The sequence below is a fragment of the Nitratireductor sp. GZWM139 genome, assembly GCF_030068685.1.
Lineage (GTDB): Bacteria > Pseudomonadota > Alphaproteobacteria > Rhizobiales > Rhizobiaceae > Nitratireductor > Nitratireductor aquimarinus.
Window position 1 is genome coordinate 22,807 of the sequence record NZ_JAMQML010000009.1, and the last position, 21,351, is coordinate 44,157.

The window sequence follows — 21,351 nt, forward strand, 5'->3', positions numbered from 1 at the left end:
GATGGAACTCTCCGCTCTCGTCATCTTCGCCGGCGCGCTTCTGGTTGCTGCCGGCACGCCCGGCCCCAGCATCGCCGCCCTCGTGGCCCGTGTGATCACGCGCGGCTGGGGCGATGTCCTGCCCTTCATGGTGGCGATGTGGATCGGCGAAGCGGTGTGGCTTTCCTTCGCGATTTTCGGCCTCGCGGTTCTCGCCGAAAGCTTCCATCTGGCGTTCTCGGTCATCAAATATGCGGGCGTGGCCTATCTGCTTTATCTCGCATGGAAAATGTGGACCGCGCCGGTGACGAACCCGGACGACGCCGTGCCCGACGCGCAATCGGGCGGGCGGCTGTTCTTTGCCGGTCTGGCGGTCACGCTTGGCAACCCCAAGATCATGATGTTCTACGTATCGCTGCTGCCCACGATCATTGATCTGGCTTCGGTGACCCTGATGGGCTGGGCAGAGCTGACACTGACCATGCTGCTCGTGCTGCTGGTGGTGGACGCGGGCTGGATCGTCGCGGCGGCGCAGGCCCGAAAGCTGCTCAGAAGCCCGCGCGCCATGCGCATCGCCAACCGTACAAGCGCATCGCTGATGGCAAGTGCAGCGGCAGCCATCGCGGCGCGGTAGGGCGTTCGGCGCTCAAACATTCAGGGCCGCGTTTCCCTGCAACGGTGAACCGTTCTAGGGTCAGCGCCAATCCACTCGATCCAGCGGCCATGGAAGTCGCAGCGCGCCAGATCGCGGCGCGTTCCTTCCGGCCACAGGGTGAGCGAAACGCGCGCGAAGGGCTCCTTCATGTCGGACGGCTCCATGCGCAGCCAGGCGATGGGCGCCCCGCCGGCGTGCCCCGCTTTTTCCAGCGCGCCCTCGATGCGGGACTGCGTTTCGAACGGCAGATATTGCCACATGATCGAGTGAAACAGCACTAGCACCCGGTCGGGTTCGCGCATGGCAAGCGCCGCCTCGACAAAATCGGCCGCATCCGCCTTTTCCAGCGAGAGAGAAGCGCCATCCGCAAGGCTGATCGCCGCGACAAGACGTTCGAGCCGCGCCGCCTGATCGGCCCAGACATAGGAGGTGAGACGCAGGCGCTCGCTCTCCAGCGCAACATCGATGGGGGCGATGTCACTGCCCTCGCGCGAGGCGATTTCAAGCCTGCCGGAAAGGTCGGGCGCAGCGCCCCGCACTTCTGGCGCGAGCTTTACCGGTGAGGCGGCATCGCCCCAGATGCTCTCGCCGTAACAATAGTGGAACCGGTCGAACAGAAGGTTCAGCCCCGCGCTCGATCCGATCTCACGAAGGTCAAGCGGAAGGCCGGTTTCGCGGGCAATCGTGAGAAAACCCGGCAGGAGCATGGCCGAGCGGGCGATCTCATTGGTCTGCGGCGCGCTGTCCAGAGTGGTGCAGAGCCGTGCATCATGGCGCGCAATGGTGCCGGCGACAGCCGCGCCAACGGCATCACGCGAGGCCGTTCCGGGTGGATAGACGCCGGCTAACTCCGCGTCCTCTCCCGCCAGAACCAGCGCATGAAGCCCGCCGCAAAGCCGCAGCGCCAGCGCATCTTCGCCGGGCGCTCCGGACCAGTCGAGCACGCGCGCGCCGGTTCTCGTGTTGCGATCCAGAATTTCAGGCAGAAGCCGGCACAGCTGGGCGGTGAAGGGGGAGCCCATACGGTCGCAGGCCTCGGCCTGCTTTTCGAAATGTGCGCTGATCCGGCTTTCCATGCAGTTCTCCTTCAAAGTTTGAAGGAGAGGCTAGCATGCGTTGTCCGAGAGATTTGTTGCAGCGCAGCATTTTTTCTGGACCAACCGACTGGCACAGAAAAATCAGCCTGCCGGGCGCTCTGCCAAAAGCTTTTCGATCTCGGGCATCAGGTCGTTCTGCACGCTTTCGGGCGTGAAAGGGCCGACATGCTTGTAGCGGATCCTGCCTTCCGGCCCGACGAGAAAGGTTTCCGGAACGCCGTAGACACCCCAGTCGATGGCCGCGCGGCCATTCTGGTCCACGCCGATTGCATCATAGGGATTGCCGAGATCGCCGAGAAAGCGGCGGGCGTTTTCCGGCTTGTCCTTGTAGTTCAAACCGGCGATGACGAAACGCTCGTCTCTGGCCAGCTCCATCAACAGCGGATGCTCCTGCCGGCAGGGCAGGCACCAGGAGCCCCAGACATTCACCAGCGTGATCTTGCCTGCAAAGGCGTTAGAGGAAAGTCCCGGCAGGGACATGCCCTCAAGCGGCGGCAGATCCGTCTGCGGCGCATCGCGGCCGATCAGCGCCGAAGGCACGAGCGAGGTGTCCCGCCCGGAAAAAAGCTGCATGAGGAAAACGGCGGCCAGCGCCAGGAAGACCAGAAGCGGCAGCAGAAACAGCAACCGCCGCGAACGGTTGGACTTTTCGCCGGTAACGCTCATTTCTTCTCTGCCTTGCGCTCGGAGCGGCGGCGAACGCCGCGCTCTTCGAGTTCCTTGAGTTCGCGCTTGCGGCCTGCCTGATCGATCAGGATCCAGAGGCAGAGCCCCGCAATCACCAGTGCCGAAATACCATAAGCGGCGAACACATAACCTGCGTGGGTCATCGCGCTGCCCTTTCTGCCGCGCGCGCCGAAAGCCTGCGCATGGCGATCACACGCCGACGCCAGATCTCCGCACGCATGGCCATCAGGTGAAGCGTGAGAAGCACGAGCGTGAAACCAAGCGCGCAGACGAGCAGCGGCCAAAGAAGCGATGTGTGGATGGTGGGACCATCGAGACGGAACACGGATGCCGGCTGATGCAGCGTGTTCCACCAGTCCACCGAGAACTTGATGATCGGGATGTTGACGAAGCCGACAAGCGTGAGGATCGCCGCGGCCCGCGCCGAACGGCCGGGATCGTCCATCGCCCGCGTCAGGGCGATGATGCCGAGATACATCAGGAACAGGATGAAAACGGAGGTCAGCCGCGCGTCCCAGACCCACCAGGTGCCCCACATGGGCTTGCCCCAGACGGAGCCGGTGAACAGCGCCAGCGCGGTGAAGGCCGCGCCGATGGGAGCGGCGGACTTGAGCGCCACATCCGCGAGCGGATGCTTCCACACAAGCGTGCCAAGCGCGGACGCCGCCATGAGCGAGTAGCAGAACATGGCGAGCCAGGCGAACGGCACATGGATGTACATGATCCGCACCGTGATGCCCTGCTGATAATCCTCGGGCGCGGTGAAGGCCATGTAGAAGCCTGCCGCAAGCACCGCCAGCGCCGTGCCGCCAAGCCAGGGCACGAGTGTGTCTGCCAGCGCGAGAAAGCGCGTGGGATTGGCGAGCGCCGTCAGGCGACCGGAGAGCGTGGAGGCTTGCGGGGTGGCGTTTGTCATGCCTGAACCCATAGCGTCGAGTGTCCTGTTCCGCAATCGAATCGATTGCCGCACATCAATCGCCGCCCCACCGCAATGCGAGCGCGGCGGCCAGCGGCCCGATGACCGCAAAAAACAGCATCAGCGCGGCAAGAATGAGGAAGGGCGGCAAAAACGGGTCCGGATCGGCAACCGCGCCGCGCGCCGCCGCCACGCCGAAGATCAGAACCGGGATGGTGAGCGGCAGAACCAGAACCGAGACCAGAAGCCCGCCCCGTGGCAGCGCCACGGCAAGGGCCGCGCCCACCGCGCCGATGAAGGTGATGGCGGGCGTGCCGACGGCCAGCGTCGCGGTCGCAGCCAGAATGCCCACCGGTTCGACATTCATGAAGAGGCCGAGCAGCGGCGTCACCACCACCAGCGGCAGGACGTTCACCGTCCAGTGCGCGAGGCACTTCACGAACACGGTCAGCGCCGTCATGTGGCGGTTGTCGGCGAGAAGCATGAGATCAAGCGAGCCGTCTTCGCGATCAGCCTGGAACAGGCGCTCAAGCCCGAGCAGGCCCGCAAGCAGCGCGCCGATCCAAAGGATGGCCGGGCCGATCCGCGCCAGAAGGTTGAGGTCCGGTCCCACGCCGAAGGGGATGACGGCCACCACGGCGAGGAAGAACAGGACACCGGTGAGCGCGCCGTTTCCGGTGCGCACGCCGATCTGCAGCTCGCGGCGGAAAAGCGCTAGCATGACTGGAAAAGCTCCTGACCGGGTGTGGGGCCGAGAGCGCCTGACAGCCGCGCGGCGTCAAACGTCCTCATGCCTGAACCTGCCCCATGCGCAATTCGCGCGCGCCGGTCAAGCCGAGCGGCAGATGGGTGGCGGCCACGATCAGCCCGCCATCTTCCAGATGCACGCCCATCAGTTCGGCAAATTGGGCTTCAGACGCCTTGTCGAGGCCGGAAGTGGGTTCATCCAGAAGCCAGACCGGCCGGTAGCTGACGAGAAGCCGGGCAATGGAGGCGCGCCGGCGCTGGCCGGTGGAGAGATAGCCGAAGGGCAGATGGCCGATATCACCGAGCCCGACCATTTCCAGCGCTTCGAAGGGCGAAAGATGCGGATGCCCCAGAAAATCCTGCCAGAAGCGCAGATTCTCTTCGACGCCAAGTTCCGCCTTCATGGCATTGCGGTGGCCGAGATAGTGGCAGGCCGCACCGGCATCGGGAAATTCGTCGCCACCGCCGGAAAACGACACCGCGCCCTCCGCCATGGGCAAAAGGCCGCAGAGCACCCGGAGCAATGTCGACTTTCCCGCGCCGTTCGGCCCGGTCACCGTCAGCGCCTCGCCGGCTTCGAGCACGAAGGATATGCCGGAGAACACGGTTTCACCGCCCCGCTCGCCACTCACGTTTTCGGCGGCGAGCCGCATCATGTCTTCATCCTTCGGCAAGGGTGTATTCCTGATTTTTTCACGACGCGGCAGATTTGCCGTTTCCCACTCTAGAACTCTTCTACAAAATTCTCTATATCCGCCTCAACCACGCCAGCGGTCGGCGTGTAACTCTTTGTGCCGATACCCCGCGCGCGCGCCGCCTTGAACGGCCGGGACGCTTGGGGGCGGACAGCGGAAATGACCGTACCCGCACCTTTTGCGCGTGATGCCTCGAGGAGTCCGTTCCCGTTTCGGATAGCAGAACAGGATAGGATCGCCCGTGACCAAATCACTTGACAGTTTCAATTGCCGCCGCACCCTCCAGGTTGGGGATGCAGAGTATGTTTATTTCGACCTCAAAGAGGCCGAAAAGAACGGTCTTGAAGGCATTTCCCGTCTGCCCTTCTCGATGAAGGTGCTGCTCGAGAACCTGCTGCGCAACGAGGACGGACGCTCGGTCACCAAGTCCGACATCGAAGCAGTCGCAGCATGGCTCGACGACCGCGGCACGGCCGGCCACGAGATCGCCTACCGCCCGGCCCGCGTGCTGATGCAGGACTTCACCGGCGTTCCCGCCGTGGTCGATCTGGCAGCCATGCGCGACGCCATGGTGTCGCTCGGCGGCGACCCGCAGAAGATCAACCCGCTGGTGCCCGTCGATCTGGTCATCGACCACTCGGTCATCGTCGACGAGTTCGGCACGCCGAAGGCATTCGACCGCAACGTGGAACTCGAGTATGCGCGCAATGGCGAGCGTTACCGCTTCCTCAAATGGGGTCAGAACGCGTTCAAGAACTTCCGCGTCGTTCCGCCCGGCACCGGCATCTGCCACCAGGTGAACCTCGAATATCTCGGCCAGACCGTCTGGACGAAGGAAGAGGACGGCAAGACGATTGCCTATCCGGACACCTGCGTGGGCACCGATTCGCACACCACGATGATCAACGGCCTGGGCGTTCTCGGCTGGGGCGTGGGCGGCATCGAGGCAGAGGCGGCCATGCTCGGCCAGCCGGTCTCCATGCTCCTGCCGGAAGTCATCGGCTTCAAGCTGACCGGCAAGCTGAAAGAAGGCGTGACGGCAACCGACCTGGTGCTGACCGTCGTGCAGATGCTCCGCAAGAAAGGCGTTGTCGGCAAGTTCGTCGAGTTCTTCGGCGAAGGCCTCGACCACCTCACGCTGGCGGACGCCGCAACCATCGGCAATATGGGTCCGGAATACGGCGCGACCTGCGGTTTCTTCCCGGTTGATTCGGAAACGCTGAACTACCTCAACGTCTCCGGCCGCTCCAAGGAGCGCATCGCGCTCGTGGAAGCATACTCCAAGGCGCAGGGCATGTTCCGCGAGACGGGCACCGAGCATCCGGTGTTCACCGACACGCTCGAGCTCGACCTCGGCGAAGTCGTGCCGTCCATGGCCGGCCCGAAGCGTCCGGAAGGCCGCATTCCGCTCGAGAACATCGCATCCGGCTTCGCCGAATCGCTTGAGAAGGAATACAAGAAAGACCCGTCCACGCTGGAACAGCGCTGGCAGGTTGAAGGCGAGGATTACGACCTCGGCCATGGTGACGTGGCGATTGCCGCCATCACCTCCTGCACCAACACCTCGAACCCGAGCGTGCTGATCGGCGCCGGCCTTCTGGCCCGCAACGCCAACCGCCTGGGCCTCAAGCAGAAGCCCTGGGTGAAGACGTCGCTCGCCCCCGGCTCGCAGGTGGTTGCCGAGTATCTGGAGAATGCCGGCCTGCAGAAGGAGCTCGACCAGATCGGCTTCAACCTCGTCGGCTTCGGCTGCACGACCTGCATCGGCAACTCCGGCCCGCTTCCGGCCCCGGTCTCCAAGACCATCAACGACAAGGGCCTGATCGCTGCCGGCGTTCTCTCCGGCAACCGCAACTTCGAAGGCCGTATTTCGCCTGACGTGCAGGCCAACTACCTGGCTTCGCCGCCGCTGGTCGTCGCCTATGCGCTCGCCGGCTCGGTGACCAAGGACCTGACGAAGGAGCCGATCGGTCAGGACAAGGACGGCAATGACGTCTTCCTGAAGGACATCTGGCCCTCCAACCAGGAGATCCAGGAGTTCATCCAGAAGAACGTTACCCGCGACCTGTTCGAGAAGAAGTACGCAGAGGTCTTCAAGGGCGACGAGAACTGGCAGGCCGTGCAGGTGCCGGAAGGCGAGACCTACGCATGGGACGACACGTCGACCTATGTTCAGAACCCGCCCTACTTCGCCGGCATGACCAAGTCGACCGGCAAGGTGACGGACATCGAGGGTGCGCGCATTCTCGGCCTGTTCGGCGACAAGATCACCACCGACCACATCTCGCCGGCCGGTTCCATCAAGGCACAGTCGCCAGCCGGCAAGTACCTGATGGACAATGGCGTGGGCGTTGTCGACTTCAACCAGTACGGAACGCGTCGCGGCAACCATGAAGTCATGATGCGCGGCACCTTCGCCAACATCCGCATCCGCAACCACATGCTGGGCGAGAACGGCACCGAGGGCGGCTACACGATCCACTATCCTTCCAAGGAAGAGATGTCGATCTACGACGCAGCCATGGAGTACCGCAAGGAAGGTGTTCCGCTGGTGGTGTTCGCCGGTGGCGAATACGGCAATGGCTCCTCGCGCGACTGGGCTGCCAAGGGCACGAACCTGCTCGGCGTCCGCGCCGTGATCGCAGAGAGCTACGAGCGCATCCACCGCTCCAACCTGGTGGGCATGGGCGTCATCCCGTTCGTCTTCGCTGAAGAGACGAGCTGGGAGAAGCTTGGCCTGAAGGGCGACGAGACGGTGAGCATCGAGGGTCTTGAGACGCTCAAGCCCCGCGCCAAGGTCAACGCCAAGGTCACCTTTGCCGATGGTTCGGTGAAAGAGGTTCCGCTGCTCTGCCGCATCGATACGCTCGACGAGCTAGAGTACTTCAAGAATGGCGGCATCCTGCAGTACGTGCTGCGCGACCTGGCTGCATAATCCAGGTCTGCCACCTGCCTGAGACAGACCGTCGGCGGAAACGCCGGCGGTCTTTTTTGTTTCCGGCTGCATTTCCTCACCGGAACGTGACTTCTTGTTGAGCCCGCCCGCCACCTATAGTGCCTGAAAACAGGATCGGGTTCAGTTTCCGAACGGAGTACAGATGACTTGGCTCACCACGCGCCGCCAGCTGCTGGCGGCGGTTGCAGGCTTCTACGCCCTTACCGGCATTGCCGGCGCCCAGGAGATGGCGCGCCCGGTCGGTGTGGTCGAGCTGTTCACCAGTCAGGGCTGCAGCTCCTGCCCGCCAGCGGATGCGCTGCTCAGCGAACTGGCGGAAAGGGATGACGTCATCTCCCTCGCCTATCACGTCGATTACTGGGACTATCTGGGCTGGCGCGATGCGCTTGGCAGCGCCGCGAACACCGCGCGGCAGAAGAACTACGCGCGCTCTCTCCAGAAAGCCTCCGTCTACACGCCACAGATGATCGTGAATGGCCGCACCGACATGAACGGTGCGGACCGGAGCAGGGTCACCGCATCGCTCGACAGCATGGCCGGCACGCCGGACGGGCTACAGGTGGATCTGTCGCTTCAGGACAGGGGCGACACCATTCTCGTCGAAGTCGGCGCATTTCGCGGCGACGCGGGCAACGAGCTGCTCGACGCGCATCTGGTCTTTGTCGACTTTGCGCCACGCGCGACGGTGGAGATCCGCGCCGGAGAGAACCGGGGCCGCACCATCGAATATCGCAACGCGGTGAACCAGATCCAGACAATCGGCATGTGGGACGGAACGGCCAAGAGCTTCGAAATGCCCAAGAGCGAGCTGGTGAAGAAAGGCAATGGCTGCGCGCTGCTTCTCCAGCGCGTCGACAGGGAAGGAAGGCCGGGCGCCATCCTCGGCGCTGTCGCAATCACCCCATGAACCAAAAGCATGGGCACCCCATGAACCAACCATGGGCACCCCGTGAGCCAACCCCGTAAGTCAAAAAACCCGGTGGTCCCAAAAGAAAAACCGGTGCTGAATCATTCAGCACCGGTTTTGATCTTTTGGGACCGTTGCCCGGCTCGGAGATCCGAGTTGGTTCGATCCGGTCATGACCCCGAGGGCGGGGGGGCTTGGGGTTTTCGGGATCCGTGTCCGGACCGAACCGTCTCAGGCAACGGTCGGATCGTCGCGGCACAATGGGGCGTGAGCTTGGACAAAATGTGTCGAGAAAAAGGCACGTCATCACCAATTCCGACAAACGGTCCCGATTTGTGACTACCGGCTAACGATAGTGGCTTGCAGGTTCACAAAACATGCGTCGGCAAAATGTCGGGGATGGTCTAACCACTCCGAATATAGCACGGCATCAAGAAAGGTTAACAGGCTTTTCCAACCTATCCCGCGCGGCCTGAGCATCGGACCGAGACAGTGGAGACCGGTTTTTCGGTTGCCCCGATGCCTCTGGACAATCTCGATCGTAAGCCGGGAAGGAATGCAGGGCTTGCATTTCCGGCTATGGCGGGCGAACCTTTCGTGTCACCAAATCGTCATGAGGTTTAGCCAATGAGCGATTACGGCAGCGCCGGGGAGGATAGGGACAGCTCCGGGATACTGATCCCGCTGCATGAAGAGCGCCGTGCGCGCTCCAGCCTTCCCGTAACCTTCGACCGGCGCGAACTGGACCAGATTCTTCGCATCTACGGGCGCATGGTCGCCGCCGGGGAGTGGCGCGATTATGCAATCGACCACCTGAAGGACCGGGCCATCTTCTCCGTTTTCCGGCGCACCAGCGAAGTGCCCCTTTTCCAGATCGTGAAAGACCCCAAGCTCACGCGCAAGCAGGGCGCATACAGTGTGGTTGCGGCCACCGGCGCGATCCTGAAGCGCGGGCACGAACTGACGCGGGTGCTCGCCGTGTTCGACAAGAAGCTCAAGCTGGTCACCTGAGCAAAGCCGGCTGGAGCATCGCTGGTCTGGATCGCCTTTGTGCGTCCGCCGGGACGCATGGCCGTCTGCCCCCCCGGTCTGCCACCCCTTGGTCAGCCCCCTTGGGTCAGCCCCCCTTTGGTCAGCCCACAGCCTCACCGCGAAACAGCCGCTCGGGGAGCGATTGAGGATCGGGTGGCGTGTTCGTTCCCCCATTCAGCGTGCGCTGCATGAACACCGTGTCGAGCCAGCGGCCATGCTTGAACCCGCTGCCGCGCAGCACCCCGGCATCCTCGAACCCCATGGCCCGGTGCAGCTTGACCGAAGCGCTGGTTTCCGAGCCATCGCCAATGACCGCAACGATCTGGCGGAACCCGCACTGCGTGCATGCCTCGACCAGCGCTTCGAGCAGAGTGCGGCCGATACCGCGCCCCTGCGCCTGCGGGTCGAGATAGACGGAATCCTCCACCATGAAGCGATAGGCGCGGCGCGGGCGAAACGGCCCCGCATAGGCGTAGCCAAGCAGCGCTCCCTCCTCCTCCGCCACCAGATAGGGATAGCCGCTGCCGAGGAGCACGCTCATGCGCTCACGCATCCCGGCCTCGCCCGGCGGATCAAGCTCATAGCTTGCCGTGCCTTCGTTCACGGCATGGGCGTAGATGCGGGTGATGGCGGGCGCGTCATCGAGACTGGCGGGGCGGATGGTGAGCGGCATGGAGCAAAAACGCCTTTTGGGAAACCGGATCAAAGAAAAGGGCGGCCCGAGAGCCGCCCTTTCGTATCGTCGTTCAAAGTCCTGCGCCCGCTACTCGCGATTGCCGAGGAACTGCAGCATGAACATGAACAGGTTGATGAAGTCGAGGTAGAGACGCAGGGCGCCCATGATTGCCTTGCGGCCGGACACGGTGGCGTCGTCGCCCTCGTAGTACATCTCCTTGATCTGCTGGGTGTCGTAAGCCGTGAGGCCGGCGAACACCAGCACACCGATCACCGAGATGGCGAACTGCAGCGCGGACGAGCCGAGGAAGATGTTCACGATCGAGGCAATGATGATGCCGATCAGACCCATGAACAGGAACGAGCCCATGCCCGAGAGGTCACGCTTGGTCGTGTAACCCCAGAGCGACAGCGCGCCGAACGATGCGGCGGTGATGAAGAAGGTGCGGACGATGCTCTCACCCGTGTAGACGAGGAAGATCGTCGACAGGGAAAGACCCACGAGGCCCGAATAGACCCAGAATGTCGTCTGCGCAGCCGCGACACTCATGTTCTGAATGCGGAAGCTGAGGAAAAACACCAGCGCGAGCGGTGCGAGGATGACAACCCAGCGGAAGGCGCTGGCGTAGATGAGCTGGCCGAATGCGGTCAGCTGGCCATCCGCGATGGCGAGATTGAATGCACCAAAGGCTGCAAGACCGGTGATGGCCAGGCCAAGCGCCATAAGGTTGTAGACGCGAATCATGTAGGCGCGCAGGCCCTCGTCGATGGCCGCGTCCGCGCGTACGCCGGGCGTTGCGCGGGCCTGATAGTTACGAAGGTCAGCCATAATTATCCCTTTCTGGCTTTAATCCCGTCGGGTGACGGCCATACGACCGTGCGCCGCTGGCGGGATACCAGCATGCGTAATGCAAATATGATGTCAGTTTAAGCTGACGACAAGACCTGAAACGCCCAGAAATGCAGATGCGGCAACACTTCGCGGGCAAAAAAAGCGCTTCCCCGGCGGGACGGTTAACGCTTTTTCATGCCTGAGGCTGCCGGAAGCGGCCCAAAGGCCGCCCCGCTGTTTCAGAGTCTCTCGCTTTAGAGATTGCGCAGAACCGGAGCCGCCTTGTGCCCAAGCACCCGCCAGGTGCCGATCAGGCCGAAGCCGACGGTCAGGACGAGCGCCACCGCAATGGTGGTCAAAGCCACCTCCGGCAGGAAGCTCGATGGCAGGCCCATGACCTGCGCAACAACGAACCATGCCGCGACACCGCCGGCAAGCAGCGCGAACACCGCTGTCGCCAGACCGATCAGCAGATATTCGAGCGAGAAGGCCGCGATCAGCGTGCGCCGTGTCGCGCCCAGCGTCTTCAGCACCACCGCATCATGGACCCGCGCCCGGTTTCCAGCCGCCAGCGCGCCCGAAAGCACCAGAACCGAGGCGATCAGCGCCACGGCGGCGGCGGCGCGAATGGCGGTCGCCAGCTGCTCGACCAGCCGGTTCACCACATCGAGCGCATCCTTGACCCGCACCGTGGTCACGGTCGGGAAGCTGCGCGTGACCGCGTTGAGGATCTGTGATTCGTCGGCCTGCGTTGCCTCGGCATCCGTCAGCGTGGCGAGCCATGCATGCGGCGCACCGGCAAACGTGTTGGGCGAGAACACCATCACGAAATTGATGGCGAGCGATTCCCACTCGACCGCGCGGAAATTGGCGATCCGCGCCGTGACATCGCGACCCAGCACGTTGACGGTGATCGTATCGCCGATCCTGAGCCCGAGCTCGCCGCCCTCCTCCGCCGTGAAGGAAACCAGCGGCTCGCCTTCATAATCGGCCGGCCACCATTCGCCCTGGGTCAGGGTGGAATTTTCCGGTGCGTTGCGGGCATAGGTAATGCCGCGATCGCCGCGCAGCACCCAGCCGCCCTCCGGCGGGATCTCCATGTCGCGCACATTGACGCCATTGAGCGCCGTGATGCGGCCACGCAGCATGGGCACCTGGATCAGCTTGCCGTCGGGCGCCTGCTCGCTCACCAGATCGGCGAAGGCTTCCACTTCACCACTCTGGATGTCGACAAAGAAGAAGTTCGGCGCGACCTCCGGCAGATTGCCGGTAATTTGCCGGCGCAGATTGCCGTCGATCAGCGCCAGCGTGGCGAGCAGCGTCAGGCCAAGCCCCAGCGAGAGAACGACCGAGGGCGTGAGCGCGCCGGGGCGATGGATGTTGCCAAGCGCCAGACGCAAGGGGGTGGACGCAACACGCGGACTGCGGCGCGCCAGCCACTCGATGCCGAGCGCCACCACGCGCAGCACGATGAAGGCAAACACCGTCGCACCGACGAACACCGCCGCCATGCGCCGGTCATCGGAGAACCAGATGGCGAAACCGGCGAGCGAGGCAGCGATGGCCATGGACAGGAGGATGTAGACGGCGCGCGGCCAGCCACGACCATCGACACCCATTTCGCGGAACAGCGCCGTCGCCGGCACATCGCGCGCACGACCAAGCGGCATGAGCGCGAAGACCAGCGTGATCATGACGCCGAACAGCGCCGCCACGGCCAGTGCTGCCGGATAGAACCCGCCCGTGGCCGGCACCGGCAACACGCTGGAAAGCACGGCCGATGCGCCGAACGGCATCAGCGCGCCGATCACCAGACCGGCAAGAATGCCGATCCCGGCGATCATCAGGATCTGCACCAGATAGACCGTGAAGACGAACGCGCCCGATGCGCCGAGGCTCTTGAAGGTGGCGATGACGGCGCGCTTGCTGTCGAGATAGGCGCGCACGGCATTGGCCACGCCAACACCACCGACCACCAGCGCCGTCAGGCCCACAAGGGTGAGGAATTGAGAAAACCGCTCAATGTTGCGGGAAAGCGAGGGCGCGGCATTGCTGCGTGTGCGGATGCTCCAGCCGGCCTCGGGGAACTCTGCACCGGCCTGCGCCTGCGCGGCCTCCAGCGCAGCGGCATCGGTGTCGCCGACAAGCCGCACCTTGTAGACATGCTCGACCAGACTGCCCGGCTGGATGAGGCCCGTCGCTTCCAGCGCATCAAGCGAGATCATCAGCCGTGGCGCGAAACCGAAACCGTCCGAGACAGCATCGGGCTCGGTGGTCAAAACGGCCCGCAGCTCGATCGGCTGGCCGCCGAGCATAATGCGGTCGCCGGGCGCAATGCCGAGACGTTCAAACAGCAATGCCGGAGCGGCAGCGCCGAATGCACCATCCACTGCGGCAAAGAGATCGTCATGCGAAAGCTGCGGCTCGGTCACGCGCTCGCCATAGAGCGGGTAGAGGCCGTCCACCGCCTTGACCTCGACCAGCGTTTGATCGGAACCGTCGGGCAGACGAGCCATGGAGCGCATGTTTGCGCTTTCGGAAACATCGCCGAGACCGGTGAGGAACGCGCGCTCATCTTCACCCGCACGGCGCTGGTTCAGCTCGAAGCGCAGATCGGCAGCGAGCAGAGACTGCCCCTCCGTCTCCACCGCCCCGGTGATCGCGCGGGCGACCGAATTGACGCCGCCAATCGCGCCGACACCCAGCGCGATACAGGCAAGGAAGATGAAGAAGCCGGACAGGCCGCCGCGCATTTCACGGAGGGAAAAACGGAAGGCAAGGCGCAGGGTTCGGCCAAAACTCATGTCGCCGGCCCTCATGCCATTGCAGCCTTTTCGGCCTCGGCTGCAGGCTCGATGCGGCCCGAGCGCATCGCCACCTGGCGTTCGCAGCGGGCGGCAAGGGCCGGGTCATGCGTGACGAGCACCAGCGATGTGCCGCGTTCGCTCGCCTTGGCAAACAGCATGTCGGCAATCTGCCGGCCCGTCGCCTGGTCAAGATTGCCAGTGGGTTCGTCGGCAATCAGGATGGCAGGTCCGGGGGCCAGCGCACGCGCAATCGCCACGCGCTGTTGTTCGCCGCCGGAGAGCTCGCCGGGATAATGCGTAAGGCGCTGCGAGAGACCGACAGCGGCCAGCTCTTCCTCCGCCGCGCCGAACGGGTCGGGATGGCCCGCCAGTTCCAGCGGCACGGCCACGTTCTCGAGAGCCGTCATGTTGGGGATGAGGTGGAAGGACTGGAAGACGATGCCGATGGAGCGGCCGCGAAAGGCGGCGATGGCGTCTTCACTGAGTCCGTTGATCTGCGTTCCGCCGACACGCACCGTGCCGCCATCAATGCGCTCCAGCCCGGCGATGACCATCAGAAGCGTTGATTTTCCAGAGCCGGACGGGCCGACGATGGCGGTCGAGCGGCCACGCTCCACCGACAGGCTGACCCCTTTGAGAACATGGACCGAGGAAGCGCCCTCACCCAGCGTCAGCGACACATTCTCAAGTTCGATCACGGCTTCTGTCACGGAAAAGATATCCTATATTGGGAAAAAATGGCGCTGGGATCGTACAATTGCACGGTTCCGGCAAATATGGGTTATCCCGCATGGCATTCAAATTTTTTCGATCTTTCGGCCAGTTCACAAAAATTTCATCGGCCGCAGCGGCGGTGACGCTCGCGCTTGTCACGGCTCCCGCAGCGCTTGCAAACCAGGTCGAAATCGTCGGTTTCGGCGACAGCCTCATGGCCGGCTACAACCTTGCGCCGGGGGAATCCTTTCCCGAACAGCTCGAGGATGCGCTGAAGGCGGAAGGCTATGCGGTGAAGGTGGCCAATGCCGGCGTTTCCGGCGACACGAGCAGCGGCGGGCTTTCGCGGCTCGAATGGTCCATCCCCGAGAGCACCGACATCGTGATCCTGGAACTCGGCGCAAACGACATGCTGCGCGGCATCCCGCCGGCTTCAACGGAAGAGAACCTCGACCGGATGATCGCCAAGCTGGATGAGCGCGGGCAGCGGGTGGTTCTGGCGGGCATGATGGCCGCGCCCAATCTGGGCGAGGACTACGCGTCCGCCTTCAACCCGATCTTCAAACGGCTGGCCGAGAAGCATGACGTAACGCTTATCCCCTTCTTTCTCGATGGCGTGGCGGCGGAACAGTCGCTGCTTCTGGAAGACGGAATGCACCCGAACCCACAAGGGGTTAGGCGCATGGTCGAACGCATGCTGCCAACCATTCGCGATGTGATCGAAGCGCATCAGGAAGACGACGCCTAAAAAGCGCGGCAAAAACCGCTTGCCGAGACTGGCGATCAGTGATTCGCTGATGGCGACAGTTCGATTCGAGGAGGTTGCCATGCCGCGACTTTTCACCGCCCTCGAGATCCCGCGTGACGCGGCTTTGTCGTTGTCACTCCTGCGCGGGGGTCTTCCAGGAGCTCGCTGGATCGACGTCGAAAACTATCACCTGACATTGCGTTTCTTCGGCGATGTGGAAGGCCATACGGCCGACGAGATCGCCAATGCGCTTGATCGGGTTCGGCGTCCCTCTTTCACCATGAAGCTCTCCGGCGTCGGCGCCTTCGGACAGAAGAAGCCGCACTCCATCTGGGCCGGCGTTTCCGCCTCGCCGGATCTCTACGCCCTGCAGGGCGAGATAGAGAGCATTTGCCGGCGGCTGCGACTGCCGCCCGATCCCCGCAAATTCACGCCGCATGTGACGCTCGCCCGCCTCAAGAACGCCAATCCGCATGAGGTGGCGCACTATCTTTCGGCGCGCGGCAATTTCGCTTCGGTGCCGTTCACCGTGGGGCGTTTCGTGCTGATGTCGTCACGCGCTTCCGTCGGCGGCGGCCCCTATGTGATCGAAGAGGCCTGGCCACTGGTCGGCGCGGACTATGACCGTCAGTCGAGCCTGGACAACAGCGCTTCCGAGGCTTCGCGGATCGTCTGGTAGACGGACGCGAAGCCGTCATCGCCCCCGTAATAGGGGTCGGGAATGTCGATCATGCGCCCGCCCGCATAATCGAGAAAGAGATGAACCCGGTCCGCCGCTCCGGCAGGCGCGCGCTCGCGCAGGGTGCGGACATTGCTGTGGTCCATGCCGAGCAGCAGGTCGAAGCGGTCGAAATCCTCCGCCGCCACCTGACGCGCCCGCTGACCGGTGATGTCGACGCCGAAATCACGGGCAATCGCCACCGAGCGCGGATCGGGCGCATTGCCCGCATGCCAGGCGCCGGTGCCAGCCGAATCGATGAGAAACGCATCCTCCCTGCCCTTTTCCGCAACGACGCTGCGAAACACGCCTTCGGCAAGCGGCGAACGGCAGATATTGCCGAGGCAGACAAAGAGGATCGATGTGCGGGGCTTTGCGTTCATGCTCATGGCGCTATCATCCGGAAGTGACATTCCACACAGGCGATACCATGGAGAGACGCGATGACAAGACCAAAGCTCGATCCGACGGCGCTGGAAGAGGCCCTTGAAAAGCTCGAAGGCTGGGAACTGGCCGAGGATGGCGCGTCAATTCAGAAGCGGTTCGTCTTTGCGGATTTCTCCGAGGCCTTCGCCTTCATGACCCGCGCGGCGCTGGCGGCGGAGAAGCTCAATCACCATCCCGACTGGTCGAACGTGTACAAAACCGTGGACGTGGTGCTTTCCACCCATGACGCCGACGGGCTGACCGAGCTGGACCTGAAGCTTGCCGCCGCCATGAACCGTTTTGCCCGGACTTGAGGCGTTTTAGGGCGGCTCAAAACGGGCAAACATTGAATTTCGCCACGCATCTCCCACATTTCTGCAATCAGGAGACGCTATGGACGACGTGAAAATCGGCGAAATTCTCGAACCGGTCGAGCCGCGCGAAAACCGCAGGCGCGAAGAGCGTGTGCGCGCAAAATTCTGGCGCACGATGAAGAAGGCCGCCCGCCAGGTGCCCTTCATGGAAGAGATTGTCGCCGGCTATTACTGCGCGCTCGATCAGGACACGCCACCGCGTGTGCGCGGCATCCTGCTGGCGGCGCTCGCCTATTTCGTGTTGCCGCTGGACGTGGTGCCGGATTTCCTGCTCGGCTTCGGTTTCACCGATGACGTGGCGGTTCTCGCCGCTGCGCTCAACGCCGTGCGCCGTCATATTACGCCGGCTCACACTTATGCCGCGCGGAAGGCGCTCTCCGAGACCGGGTTCGACGCATAACCAGTCAAAATCTTGCCTCTTTCATTCGTTTCAACCGATAACGAAGGGGTGTTCGGCAGTTGTCGCACCAATTGTGTGATGACGGATCGGGGTTTAGCGCATGCAGAATTCGTCAATTCGCTTCACGCTTTGGTAACCCAGATTAAGTAAAAATGAAGTGATCTAGAGAGAGGCTACCCGGCCTCGAAACACTGGCAAAAAAGACGGTCAAGACGATGCGCGTACTGATTTCGACACTGATGCTCATTTGCGGAATGGCGGCAGCGAGCCCTGCACTGGCCCAGGCTACGGCGGTGGGGCAGCATCGCGATTGGGGCGTTTACAGCTACCAGTCCGGCAACGGCAAGGTGTGTTACGCCATGAGCGTGCCGAAAGCGAAGCAGCCGGCCAGCCTGGACCATGGCGACATTTTCTTCTTTGTGAGCCAGAAGCCCGGCCAGAACGTTGCCTCCGAGCCCCAGTTCATTGCCGCCTACAATTTCCAGACGGGCTCCAAGGTGATTGTCACCGTCGGCAACAAGAGCTTCACCATGTTCACCAAGGGCCAGTCGGCCTGGCTCGAGAATGCAGCGGAAGAGCCGCAGCTCATCGCGGCCATGAAGGGCGGCGCCGACATGAAGGTCGCAGCCAAGTCCGGTCGCGGCAACGACACCAGCTACACCTTCTCGCTGAGCGGTGTGACGGCTGCGATCAACGCCACGCAGAACTGCAAATAGCATCCTGCAAAACGAGGCTGCCGACCGCCAGAGGTGACGGCAGCCTTCAGGCGTGCTATGAGCGCGGCAAATGAAGGGCAGCCCCGTCATTCGGAGAGTGCTGCCCGCAACCGTTTCAAGAACGCCATGGCACTGACACTCGATCTATCGACGCCCGAGGGGCGCGCTGAGCTGCGCCCCGCCGCAACCGCCGAAAAGCAGCCGCTGATCGGCCTTTCGCGCGAACAACTCGCTGAAGCGCTTCTCCCGCTCGGCGTGCCGGAAAGGCAGGCGCGCATGCGCGTGCGCCAGCTCTGGCACTGGCTTTATGTGCGCGGCGTGTCGGACTTCTCGCAGATGTTCAACATCTCGAAGGACCTGCGCACCAAGCTCGATGAGTACTTCACCATTGCGCGCCCGGAGATCATCGAAGAGCAGATCTCGCAGGACGGCACCCGCAAATGGCTGATGCGCTTTCCGCCGCGCGGCGCAGGGCGCCCGGTGGATGTGGAAACGGTCTACATTCCCGAAGAAGGCCGCGGCACGCTGTGCGTTTCCAGCCAGGTGGGCTGCACGCTGACCTGTTCCTTCTGCCACACCGGCACCCAGAAGCTGGTGCGCAACCTGACGCCGGGCGAAATTCTCGACCAGCTTCTGGTGGCGCGCGACAGGCTCGGCGATTTCCCCGAAGCCGATACGCCCGATGGCGCGATCGTGCCGGCCGAAGGCCGCAAGGTCACCAACATCGTCATGATGGGCATGGGCGAGCCGCTCTACAATTTCGAGAATGTGAAACAGGCCCTGCTGATCGCCTCCGATGGCGAAGGCCTGTCGCTCTCCAAGCGCCGCATTACGCTTTCCACCTCGGGCGTGGTTCCCGAGATTTACCGCACCGGCGAAGAGATCGGCGTGATGCTCGCAATCTCGCTGCATGCGATCCGCGACGAGCTGCGCAACGAGCTGGTGCCGATCAACAAGAAGTATCCGCTCAAGGAGCTGCTCGACGCCTGCCGCGCCTATCCCGGCCTGTCGAACGCACGCCGCATCACCTTCGAATATGTGATGCTGAAGGGCGTCAACGATTCGCTCGACGATGCGCGCGAGCTCGTGCGGCTGTTGAAGGGCATTCCTGCCAAGATCAACCTGATCCCCTTCAACCCATGGCCGGGCAGCGATTACGAATGTTCCGACTGGGAGCAGATCGAGGAGTTCGCGGATCTGGTCAACAAGGCCGGCTACGCCTCTCCCATTCGCACCCCGCGCGGTCGTGACATCCTCGCGGCCTGCGGCCAGCTCAAATCCGCTTCCGAGCGCATGAAGAAAGCCGACCGGCTGAAGCTTGAAGCGATGATGATCGCCGGCCACGGCGAGTAGGACCAAACACCTTCAAACAAAAACGCCGGCGCGCGATCTGCGAGCCGGCGTTTTTGTTTGTCTGGTTTCCCCGATCAGCGGGCCTGCGCGGTCAGAATCTTCAGCGCAAAGGCCGAGAAGACGCCGGCAAAGAGATAATCGACCACGCGGGTGACGCGCGGGCTCTTTTTCAGGAACTTCGAAAAACTGTCTGCCGCAATCACCATCGGCGCAACGATGGGGAGCGCAAGCGGGATGAACAGCAGCCCCAGAAAGAACAGCTTGCCCGGCGCATCCGGATCATTGGCCGAAACGAACTGCGGCAGGAAGGTCATGAAGAACAGGATGATCTTCGGGTTCAGGAGATTGATGCCGAGCCCCGTGGCCCAGTTCTTCAGGAGCGAACGGCCCGAACCGCCCTTGTTGTCCGGCGTGAAGGCCGAGCCCTTGCGGATTGCCTGAACGGCAAGCCAGATCAGATAGCCAGCGCCAAACACCTTCAGCGCAAGGAACGCCTCCGGCGAGGCGACGATCAGCGCCGAGAGCCCCAGCGCCACGAGCGCCGTATGGATCATGATGCCGGTCATGGCGCCGAACATGCAGGCAAAGCCCGCTGCACGGCCCTGGCTGAGCGCACGACCGACAAAAAGGGTCATGTCCGGCCCCGGCGTGATGGAGATCACAAAGGTGGCCAGCGCGAACTGAACGATGGTGGCGAAATCCGGGATGAAGGTCATGGGAAGCTTCCGGCACGGGTTGAAGTGCCGGAAGCTAACGCATCGGCCCGAAAATCGGAACCGATTTTCGGAAAGCATGATGTGCAGATTCAACAGGGTAGAGCGTCAGATGGTCTGGGTGACCTTGTTGAGCTTGTCGGGCGTGTCCGGGTTGAGGCCACGCTCGCGCGCAACGCGCTCGATCAGGCGGTAATAGCCAACCAGCGAAACCAGCGGATCGATATGACCGTGGCCGGTGGTCGGCGTCTTGATGGTGCGCTCACCCACATCGCGCGAGGAGAAGCTCGCAATCTGCGCGCCGAAGCCACGCAGTTTCTCAAGCGACTGCTCGCTGGAGGCCAGCGCCTCGTCCTCGGGCACGAAGGCGAGGATCGGGAAGCCCTTGTCGACCAGCTGCATCGGCCCGTGCATGAGCTCTGCCAGCGAGAACGCTTCGGCGTGAAGCTGCGCGGTTTCCTTTGCCTTGAGCGCTGCTTCCAGTGCGATGGCGAAGCCCGGACCACGGCCAGCCGTGTAGACAGAGCCGGCATCGGCGAGAAGCGGCAGGGCCGGTTCCCAGTTCACGTCGCAGGCAGCAGCCAGCGCCTCGGGCAGCCGGTCGAGCGCCCCCTTGAGCGCGGCGCTGGCGGACGCGACCTGCGCAACACCGGCAAGCGCGGCAGCTGAAGCGATGAAGCTCTTGGTGGCCGCGACGCTGCGCTCCGGTCCGGCATGGATCGGCAGAACGATGTCGGCGGCGTTTGCGAGCGGGCTGTCGGCCACATTGACCACGGCCAGCGTGACTGCGCCACCCTTCTTGGCCGATGCCTGCGCCGCCACGATATCGGGGCTGCCGCCGGACTGGGAAATGGTGATGTGAAGCGCGCGGTCGAGCTTCAGCGATGCATCATAGACCGAGGCAACCGAAGGTCCGATGGACGCCACGGGGATGCCCGTGTGGATCTCGAACAGATACTTGAAGAAGCTCGCCGCATGGTCCGAAGACCCGCGCGCGGACATGCTGACCAACGCGGGCGAGCGCTCGGCGATGACCCTGCCAAGCTCGGCAAAGGCCTGCGCCTCATTGGCAAAGAGCCGGCCAACAGCCTCGGAAGCTTCGGCGGTTTCCTGAAACATCAGGGAAGGTGTCTCGGTCATTTCAGTCTTTCCATATGAATCATGCCTGTGGGGCGGTGCGGAGTGGGGCGGTACGGGACGGGCC

The 21,351-nt window shown here is 63.2% G+C and carries 23 protein-coding genes; 10 read left to right on the forward strand and 13 right to left on the reverse strand.

The annotated features are described in order from the left end of the window. Position 1: 1 nt before the first annotated feature. Positions 2 to 613: a LysE family translocator gene (locus NDI72_RS12375; RefSeq protein ID WP_206553266.1), complete on the forward strand. Its 612-nt coding sequence runs from the start codon at positions 2 to 4 to the stop codon at positions 611 to 613. 20 nt (positions 614 to 633) lie between these two features. On the opposite strand, the gene NDI72_RS12380 is transcribed toward NDI72_RS12375, so the two are convergent. The 6 genes from NDI72_RS12380 to ccmA all read right to left on the reverse strand — a co-directional run bounded on the left by NDI72_RS12380 (position 634) and on the right by ccmA (position 4,737). Further along, the gene (locus tag NDI72_RS12380; RefSeq protein ID WP_283800597.1) at positions 634 to 1,710 is read right to left on the reverse strand and encodes a DUF2332 domain-containing protein; all 1,077 of its coding nucleotides are present in this window, start codon (positions 1,708 to 1,710) and stop codon (positions 634 to 636) included. A gap of 102 nt (positions 1,711 to 1,812) precedes the next feature. Next, on the reverse strand, positions 1,813 to 2,397 hold the full coding sequence (locus NDI72_RS12385) for a DsbE family thiol:disulfide interchange protein (protein WP_283800598.1): 585 nt from the start codon (positions 2,395 to 2,397) through the stop codon (positions 1,813 to 1,815). Further along, entirely contained in the window at positions 2,394 to 2,561 is a 168-nt protein-coding gene (gene ccmD, locus NDI72_RS12390) for a heme exporter protein CcmD (RefSeq protein WP_113153539.1), read from the reverse strand. The genes NDI72_RS12385 and ccmD overlap by 4 nt, the downstream gene beginning before the upstream one ends. Beyond that, positions 2,558 to 3,346 carry a heme ABC transporter permease gene (locus tag NDI72_RS12395; protein WP_113153540.1) on the reverse strand — a complete coding sequence of 263 codons (789 nt, stop codon included), beginning with the start codon at positions 3,344 to 3,346 and terminating at the stop codon, positions 2,558 to 2,560. The genes ccmD and NDI72_RS12395 overlap by 4 nt, the downstream gene beginning before the upstream one ends. A 43-nt stretch (positions 3,347 to 3,389) precedes the next feature. Beyond that, the gene (gene ccmB / locus NDI72_RS12400) at positions 3,390 to 4,055 is read right to left on the reverse strand and encodes a heme exporter protein CcmB (protein ID WP_283800599.1); all 666 of its coding nucleotides are present in this window, start codon (positions 4,053 to 4,055) and stop codon (positions 3,390 to 3,392) included. A gap of 67 nt (positions 4,056 to 4,122) precedes the next feature. Next, a complete protein-coding gene (gene ccmA / locus NDI72_RS12405; protein WP_432443003.1) occupies positions 4,123 to 4,737 on the reverse strand; it encodes a heme ABC exporter ATP-binding protein CcmA in 615 nt (204 codons plus the stop codon). 280 nt (positions 4,738 to 5,017) lie between these two features. On the opposite strand from ccmA, the gene acnA reads away from it, so the two are divergent. The 3 genes from acnA to NDI72_RS12420 all read left to right on the forward strand — a co-directional run bounded on the left by acnA (position 5,018) and on the right by NDI72_RS12420 (position 9,650). Further along, positions 5,018 to 7,711: an aconitate hydratase AcnA gene (acnA, locus tag NDI72_RS12410; protein WP_206545629.1), complete on the forward strand. Its 2,694-nt coding sequence runs from the start codon at positions 5,018 to 5,020 to the stop codon at positions 7,709 to 7,711. Between the two features lie 163 nt (positions 7,712 to 7,874). Then, on the forward strand, positions 7,875 to 8,639 hold the full coding sequence (locus tag NDI72_RS12415) for a DUF1223 domain-containing protein (protein ID WP_113153543.1): 765 nt from the start codon (positions 7,875 to 7,877) through the stop codon (positions 8,637 to 8,639). Between the two features lie 627 nt (positions 8,640 to 9,266). Next, positions 9,267 to 9,650 (forward strand): DUF2794 domain-containing protein, encoded by a 384-nt coding sequence (locus NDI72_RS12420; RefSeq protein WP_113153544.1) that lies wholly within the window; start codon positions 9,267 to 9,269, stop codon positions 9,648 to 9,650. 121 nt (positions 9,651 to 9,771) lie between these two features. On the opposite strand, the gene NDI72_RS12425 is transcribed toward NDI72_RS12420, so the two are convergent. The 4 genes from NDI72_RS12425 to NDI72_RS12440 all read right to left on the reverse strand — a co-directional run bounded on the left by NDI72_RS12425 (position 9,772) and on the right by NDI72_RS12440 (position 14,695). After that, positions 9,772 to 10,344, reverse strand: a complete 573-nt coding sequence (locus tag NDI72_RS12425; protein ID WP_283800600.1) for a GNAT family N-acetyltransferase — start codon at positions 10,342 to 10,344, stop codon at positions 9,772 to 9,774. Between the two features lie 90 nt (positions 10,345 to 10,434). After that, positions 10,435 to 11,175: a Bax inhibitor-1/YccA family protein gene (locus tag NDI72_RS12430; protein WP_113153546.1), complete on the reverse strand. Its 741-nt coding sequence runs from the start codon at positions 11,173 to 11,175 to the stop codon at positions 10,435 to 10,437. A gap of 257 nt (positions 11,176 to 11,432) precedes the next feature. Further along, on the reverse strand, positions 11,433 to 13,982 hold the full coding sequence (locus NDI72_RS12435; protein WP_283800601.1) for an ABC transporter permease: 2,550 nt from the start codon (positions 13,980 to 13,982) through the stop codon (positions 11,433 to 11,435). An 11-nt stretch (positions 13,983 to 13,993) separates the two neighbouring features. Beyond that, on the reverse strand, positions 13,994 to 14,695 hold the full coding sequence (locus NDI72_RS12440) for an ABC transporter ATP-binding protein (RefSeq protein ID WP_113153547.1): 702 nt from the start codon (positions 14,693 to 14,695) through the stop codon (positions 13,994 to 13,996). Between the two features lie 80 nt (positions 14,696 to 14,775). Here NDI72_RS12440 and NDI72_RS12445 point away from each other — a divergent pair, with 80 nt between their 5' ends. Both NDI72_RS12445 and thpR read left to right on the forward strand, forming a co-directional pair. After that, a complete protein-coding gene (locus tag NDI72_RS12445; RefSeq protein ID WP_283800602.1) occupies positions 14,776 to 15,447 on the forward strand; it encodes an arylesterase in 672 nt (223 codons plus the stop codon). A gap of 79 nt (positions 15,448 to 15,526) precedes the next feature. Continuing rightward, entirely contained in the window at positions 15,527 to 16,126 is a 600-nt protein-coding gene (thpR, locus tag NDI72_RS12450) for an RNA 2',3'-cyclic phosphodiesterase (protein WP_113156087.1), read from the forward strand. On the opposite strand, the gene NDI72_RS12455 is transcribed toward thpR, so the two are convergent. Next, positions 16,075 to 16,548 (reverse strand): low molecular weight protein-tyrosine-phosphatase, encoded by a 474-nt coding sequence (locus NDI72_RS12455; RefSeq protein ID WP_283800667.1) that lies wholly within the window; start codon positions 16,546 to 16,548, stop codon positions 16,075 to 16,077. The two genes, thpR and NDI72_RS12455, sit on opposite strands and share 52 nt — an antisense overlap. Positions 16,549 to 16,608: 60 nt before the next feature. On the opposite strand from NDI72_RS12455, the gene NDI72_RS12460 reads away from it, so the two are divergent. The 4 genes from NDI72_RS12460 to rlmN all read left to right on the forward strand — a co-directional run bounded on the left by NDI72_RS12460 (position 16,609) and on the right by rlmN (position 19,434). Then, the gene (locus NDI72_RS12460; protein WP_113153549.1) at positions 16,609 to 16,905 is read left to right on the forward strand and encodes a 4a-hydroxytetrahydrobiopterin dehydratase; all 297 of its coding nucleotides are present in this window, start codon (positions 16,609 to 16,611) and stop codon (positions 16,903 to 16,905) included. Positions 16,906 to 16,984: 79 nt separating this feature from the next. Beyond that, entirely contained in the window at positions 16,985 to 17,365 is a 381-nt protein-coding gene (locus tag NDI72_RS12465; protein ID WP_113153550.1) for a YkvA family protein, read from the forward strand. 215 nt (positions 17,366 to 17,580) lie between these two features. Continuing rightward, positions 17,581 to 18,081, forward strand: coding sequence for an invasion associated locus B family protein (locus NDI72_RS12470; RefSeq protein WP_206548045.1), 501 nt, complete (start codon positions 17,581 to 17,583; stop codon positions 18,079 to 18,081). Positions 18,082 to 18,207: 126 nt separating this feature from the next. Next, positions 18,208 to 19,434 carry a dual-specificity RNA methyltransferase RlmN gene (gene rlmN / locus NDI72_RS12475; RefSeq protein ID WP_283800668.1) on the forward strand — a complete coding sequence of 409 codons (1,227 nt, stop codon included), beginning with the start codon at positions 18,208 to 18,210 and terminating at the stop codon, positions 19,432 to 19,434. A 74-nt stretch (positions 19,435 to 19,508) separates the two neighbouring features. Here rlmN and NDI72_RS12480 read toward each other — a convergent pair whose 3' ends face one another. Beyond that, positions 19,509 to 20,150 carry a LysE family translocator gene (locus NDI72_RS12480; RefSeq protein WP_113153552.1) on the reverse strand — a complete coding sequence of 214 codons (642 nt, stop codon included), beginning with the start codon at positions 20,148 to 20,150 and terminating at the stop codon, positions 19,509 to 19,511. A 105-nt stretch (positions 20,151 to 20,255) separates the two neighbouring features. Then, positions 20,256 to 21,287, reverse strand: coding sequence for an SIS domain-containing protein (locus tag NDI72_RS12485; RefSeq protein ID WP_283800603.1), 1,032 nt, complete (start codon positions 21,285 to 21,287; stop codon positions 20,256 to 20,258). Positions 21,288 to 21,351: the final 64 nt, after the last annotated feature.

Coding starts and splice junctions, on each gene's coding strand:
- NDI72_RS12395 (WP_113153540.1), bottom strand. CDS start 3,346: ATGGGTTCAGGCATGACAAACGCCACCCCGCAAGCCTCCACGCTCTCC.
- ccmB (WP_283800599.1), bottom strand. CDS start 4,055: ATGCTAGCGCTTTTCCGCCGCGAGCTGCAGATCGGCGTGCGCACCGGA.
- NDI72_RS12485 (WP_283800603.1), bottom strand. CDS start 21,287: ATGACCGAGACACCTTCCCTGATGTTTCAGGAAACCGCCGAAGCTTCC.
- ccmA (WP_432443003.1), bottom strand. CDS start 4,737: ATGATGCGGCTCGCCGCCGAAAACGTGAGTGGCGAGCGGGGCGGTGAA.
- NDI72_RS12430 (WP_113153546.1), bottom strand. CDS start 11,175: ATGGCTGACCTTCGTAACTATCAGGCCCGCGCAACGCCCGGCGTACGC.
- NDI72_RS12455 (WP_283800667.1), bottom strand. CDS start 16,548: ATGAACGCAAAGCCCCGCACATCGATCCTCTTTGTCTGCCTCGGCAAT.
- thpR (WP_113156087.1), top strand. CDS start 15,527: ATGCCGCGACTTTTCACCGCCCTCGAGATCCCGCGTGACGCGGCTTTG.
- NDI72_RS12425 (WP_283800600.1), bottom strand. CDS start 10,344: ATGCCGCTCACCATCCGCCCCGCCAGTCTCGATGACGCGCCCGCCATC.
- rlmN (WP_283800668.1), top strand. CDS start 18,208: ATGGCACTGACACTCGATCTATCGACGCCCGAGGGGCGCGCTGAGCTG.
- NDI72_RS12415 (WP_113153543.1), top strand. CDS start 7,875: ATGACTTGGCTCACCACGCGCCGCCAGCTGCTGGCGGCGGTTGCAGGC.
- NDI72_RS12470 (WP_206548045.1), top strand. CDS start 17,581: ATGCGCGTACTGATTTCGACACTGATGCTCATTTGCGGAATGGCGGCA.
- NDI72_RS12420 (WP_113153544.1), top strand. CDS start 9,267: ATGAGCGATTACGGCAGCGCCGGGGAGGATAGGGACAGCTCCGGGATA.
- NDI72_RS12445 (WP_283800602.1), top strand. CDS start 14,776: ATGGCATTCAAATTTTTTCGATCTTTCGGCCAGTTCACAAAAATTTCA.
- NDI72_RS12465 (WP_113153550.1), top strand. CDS start 16,985: ATGGACGACGTGAAAATCGGCGAAATTCTCGAACCGGTCGAGCCGCGC.
- NDI72_RS12375 (WP_206553266.1), top strand. CDS start 2: ATGGAACTCTCCGCTCTCGTCATCTTCGCCGGCGCGCTTCTGGTTGCT.
- NDI72_RS12435 (WP_283800601.1), bottom strand. CDS start 13,982: ATGAGTTTTGGCCGAACCCTGCGCCTTGCCTTCCGTTTTTCCCTCCGT.
- NDI72_RS12480 (WP_113153552.1), bottom strand. CDS start 20,150: ATGACCTTCATCCCGGATTTCGCCACCATCGTTCAGTTCGCGCTGGCC.
- NDI72_RS12380 (WP_283800597.1), bottom strand. CDS start 1,710: ATGGAAAGCCGGATCAGCGCACATTTCGAAAAGCAGGCCGAGGCCTGC.
- NDI72_RS12460 (WP_113153549.1), top strand. CDS start 16,609: ATGACAAGACCAAAGCTCGATCCGACGGCGCTGGAAGAGGCCCTTGAA.
- NDI72_RS12385 (WP_283800598.1), bottom strand. CDS start 2,397: ATGAGCGTTACCGGCGAAAAGTCCAACCGTTCGCGGCGGTTGCTGTTT.
- ccmD (WP_113153539.1), bottom strand. CDS start 2,561: ATGACCCACGCAGGTTATGTGTTCGCCGCTTATGGTATTTCGGCACTG.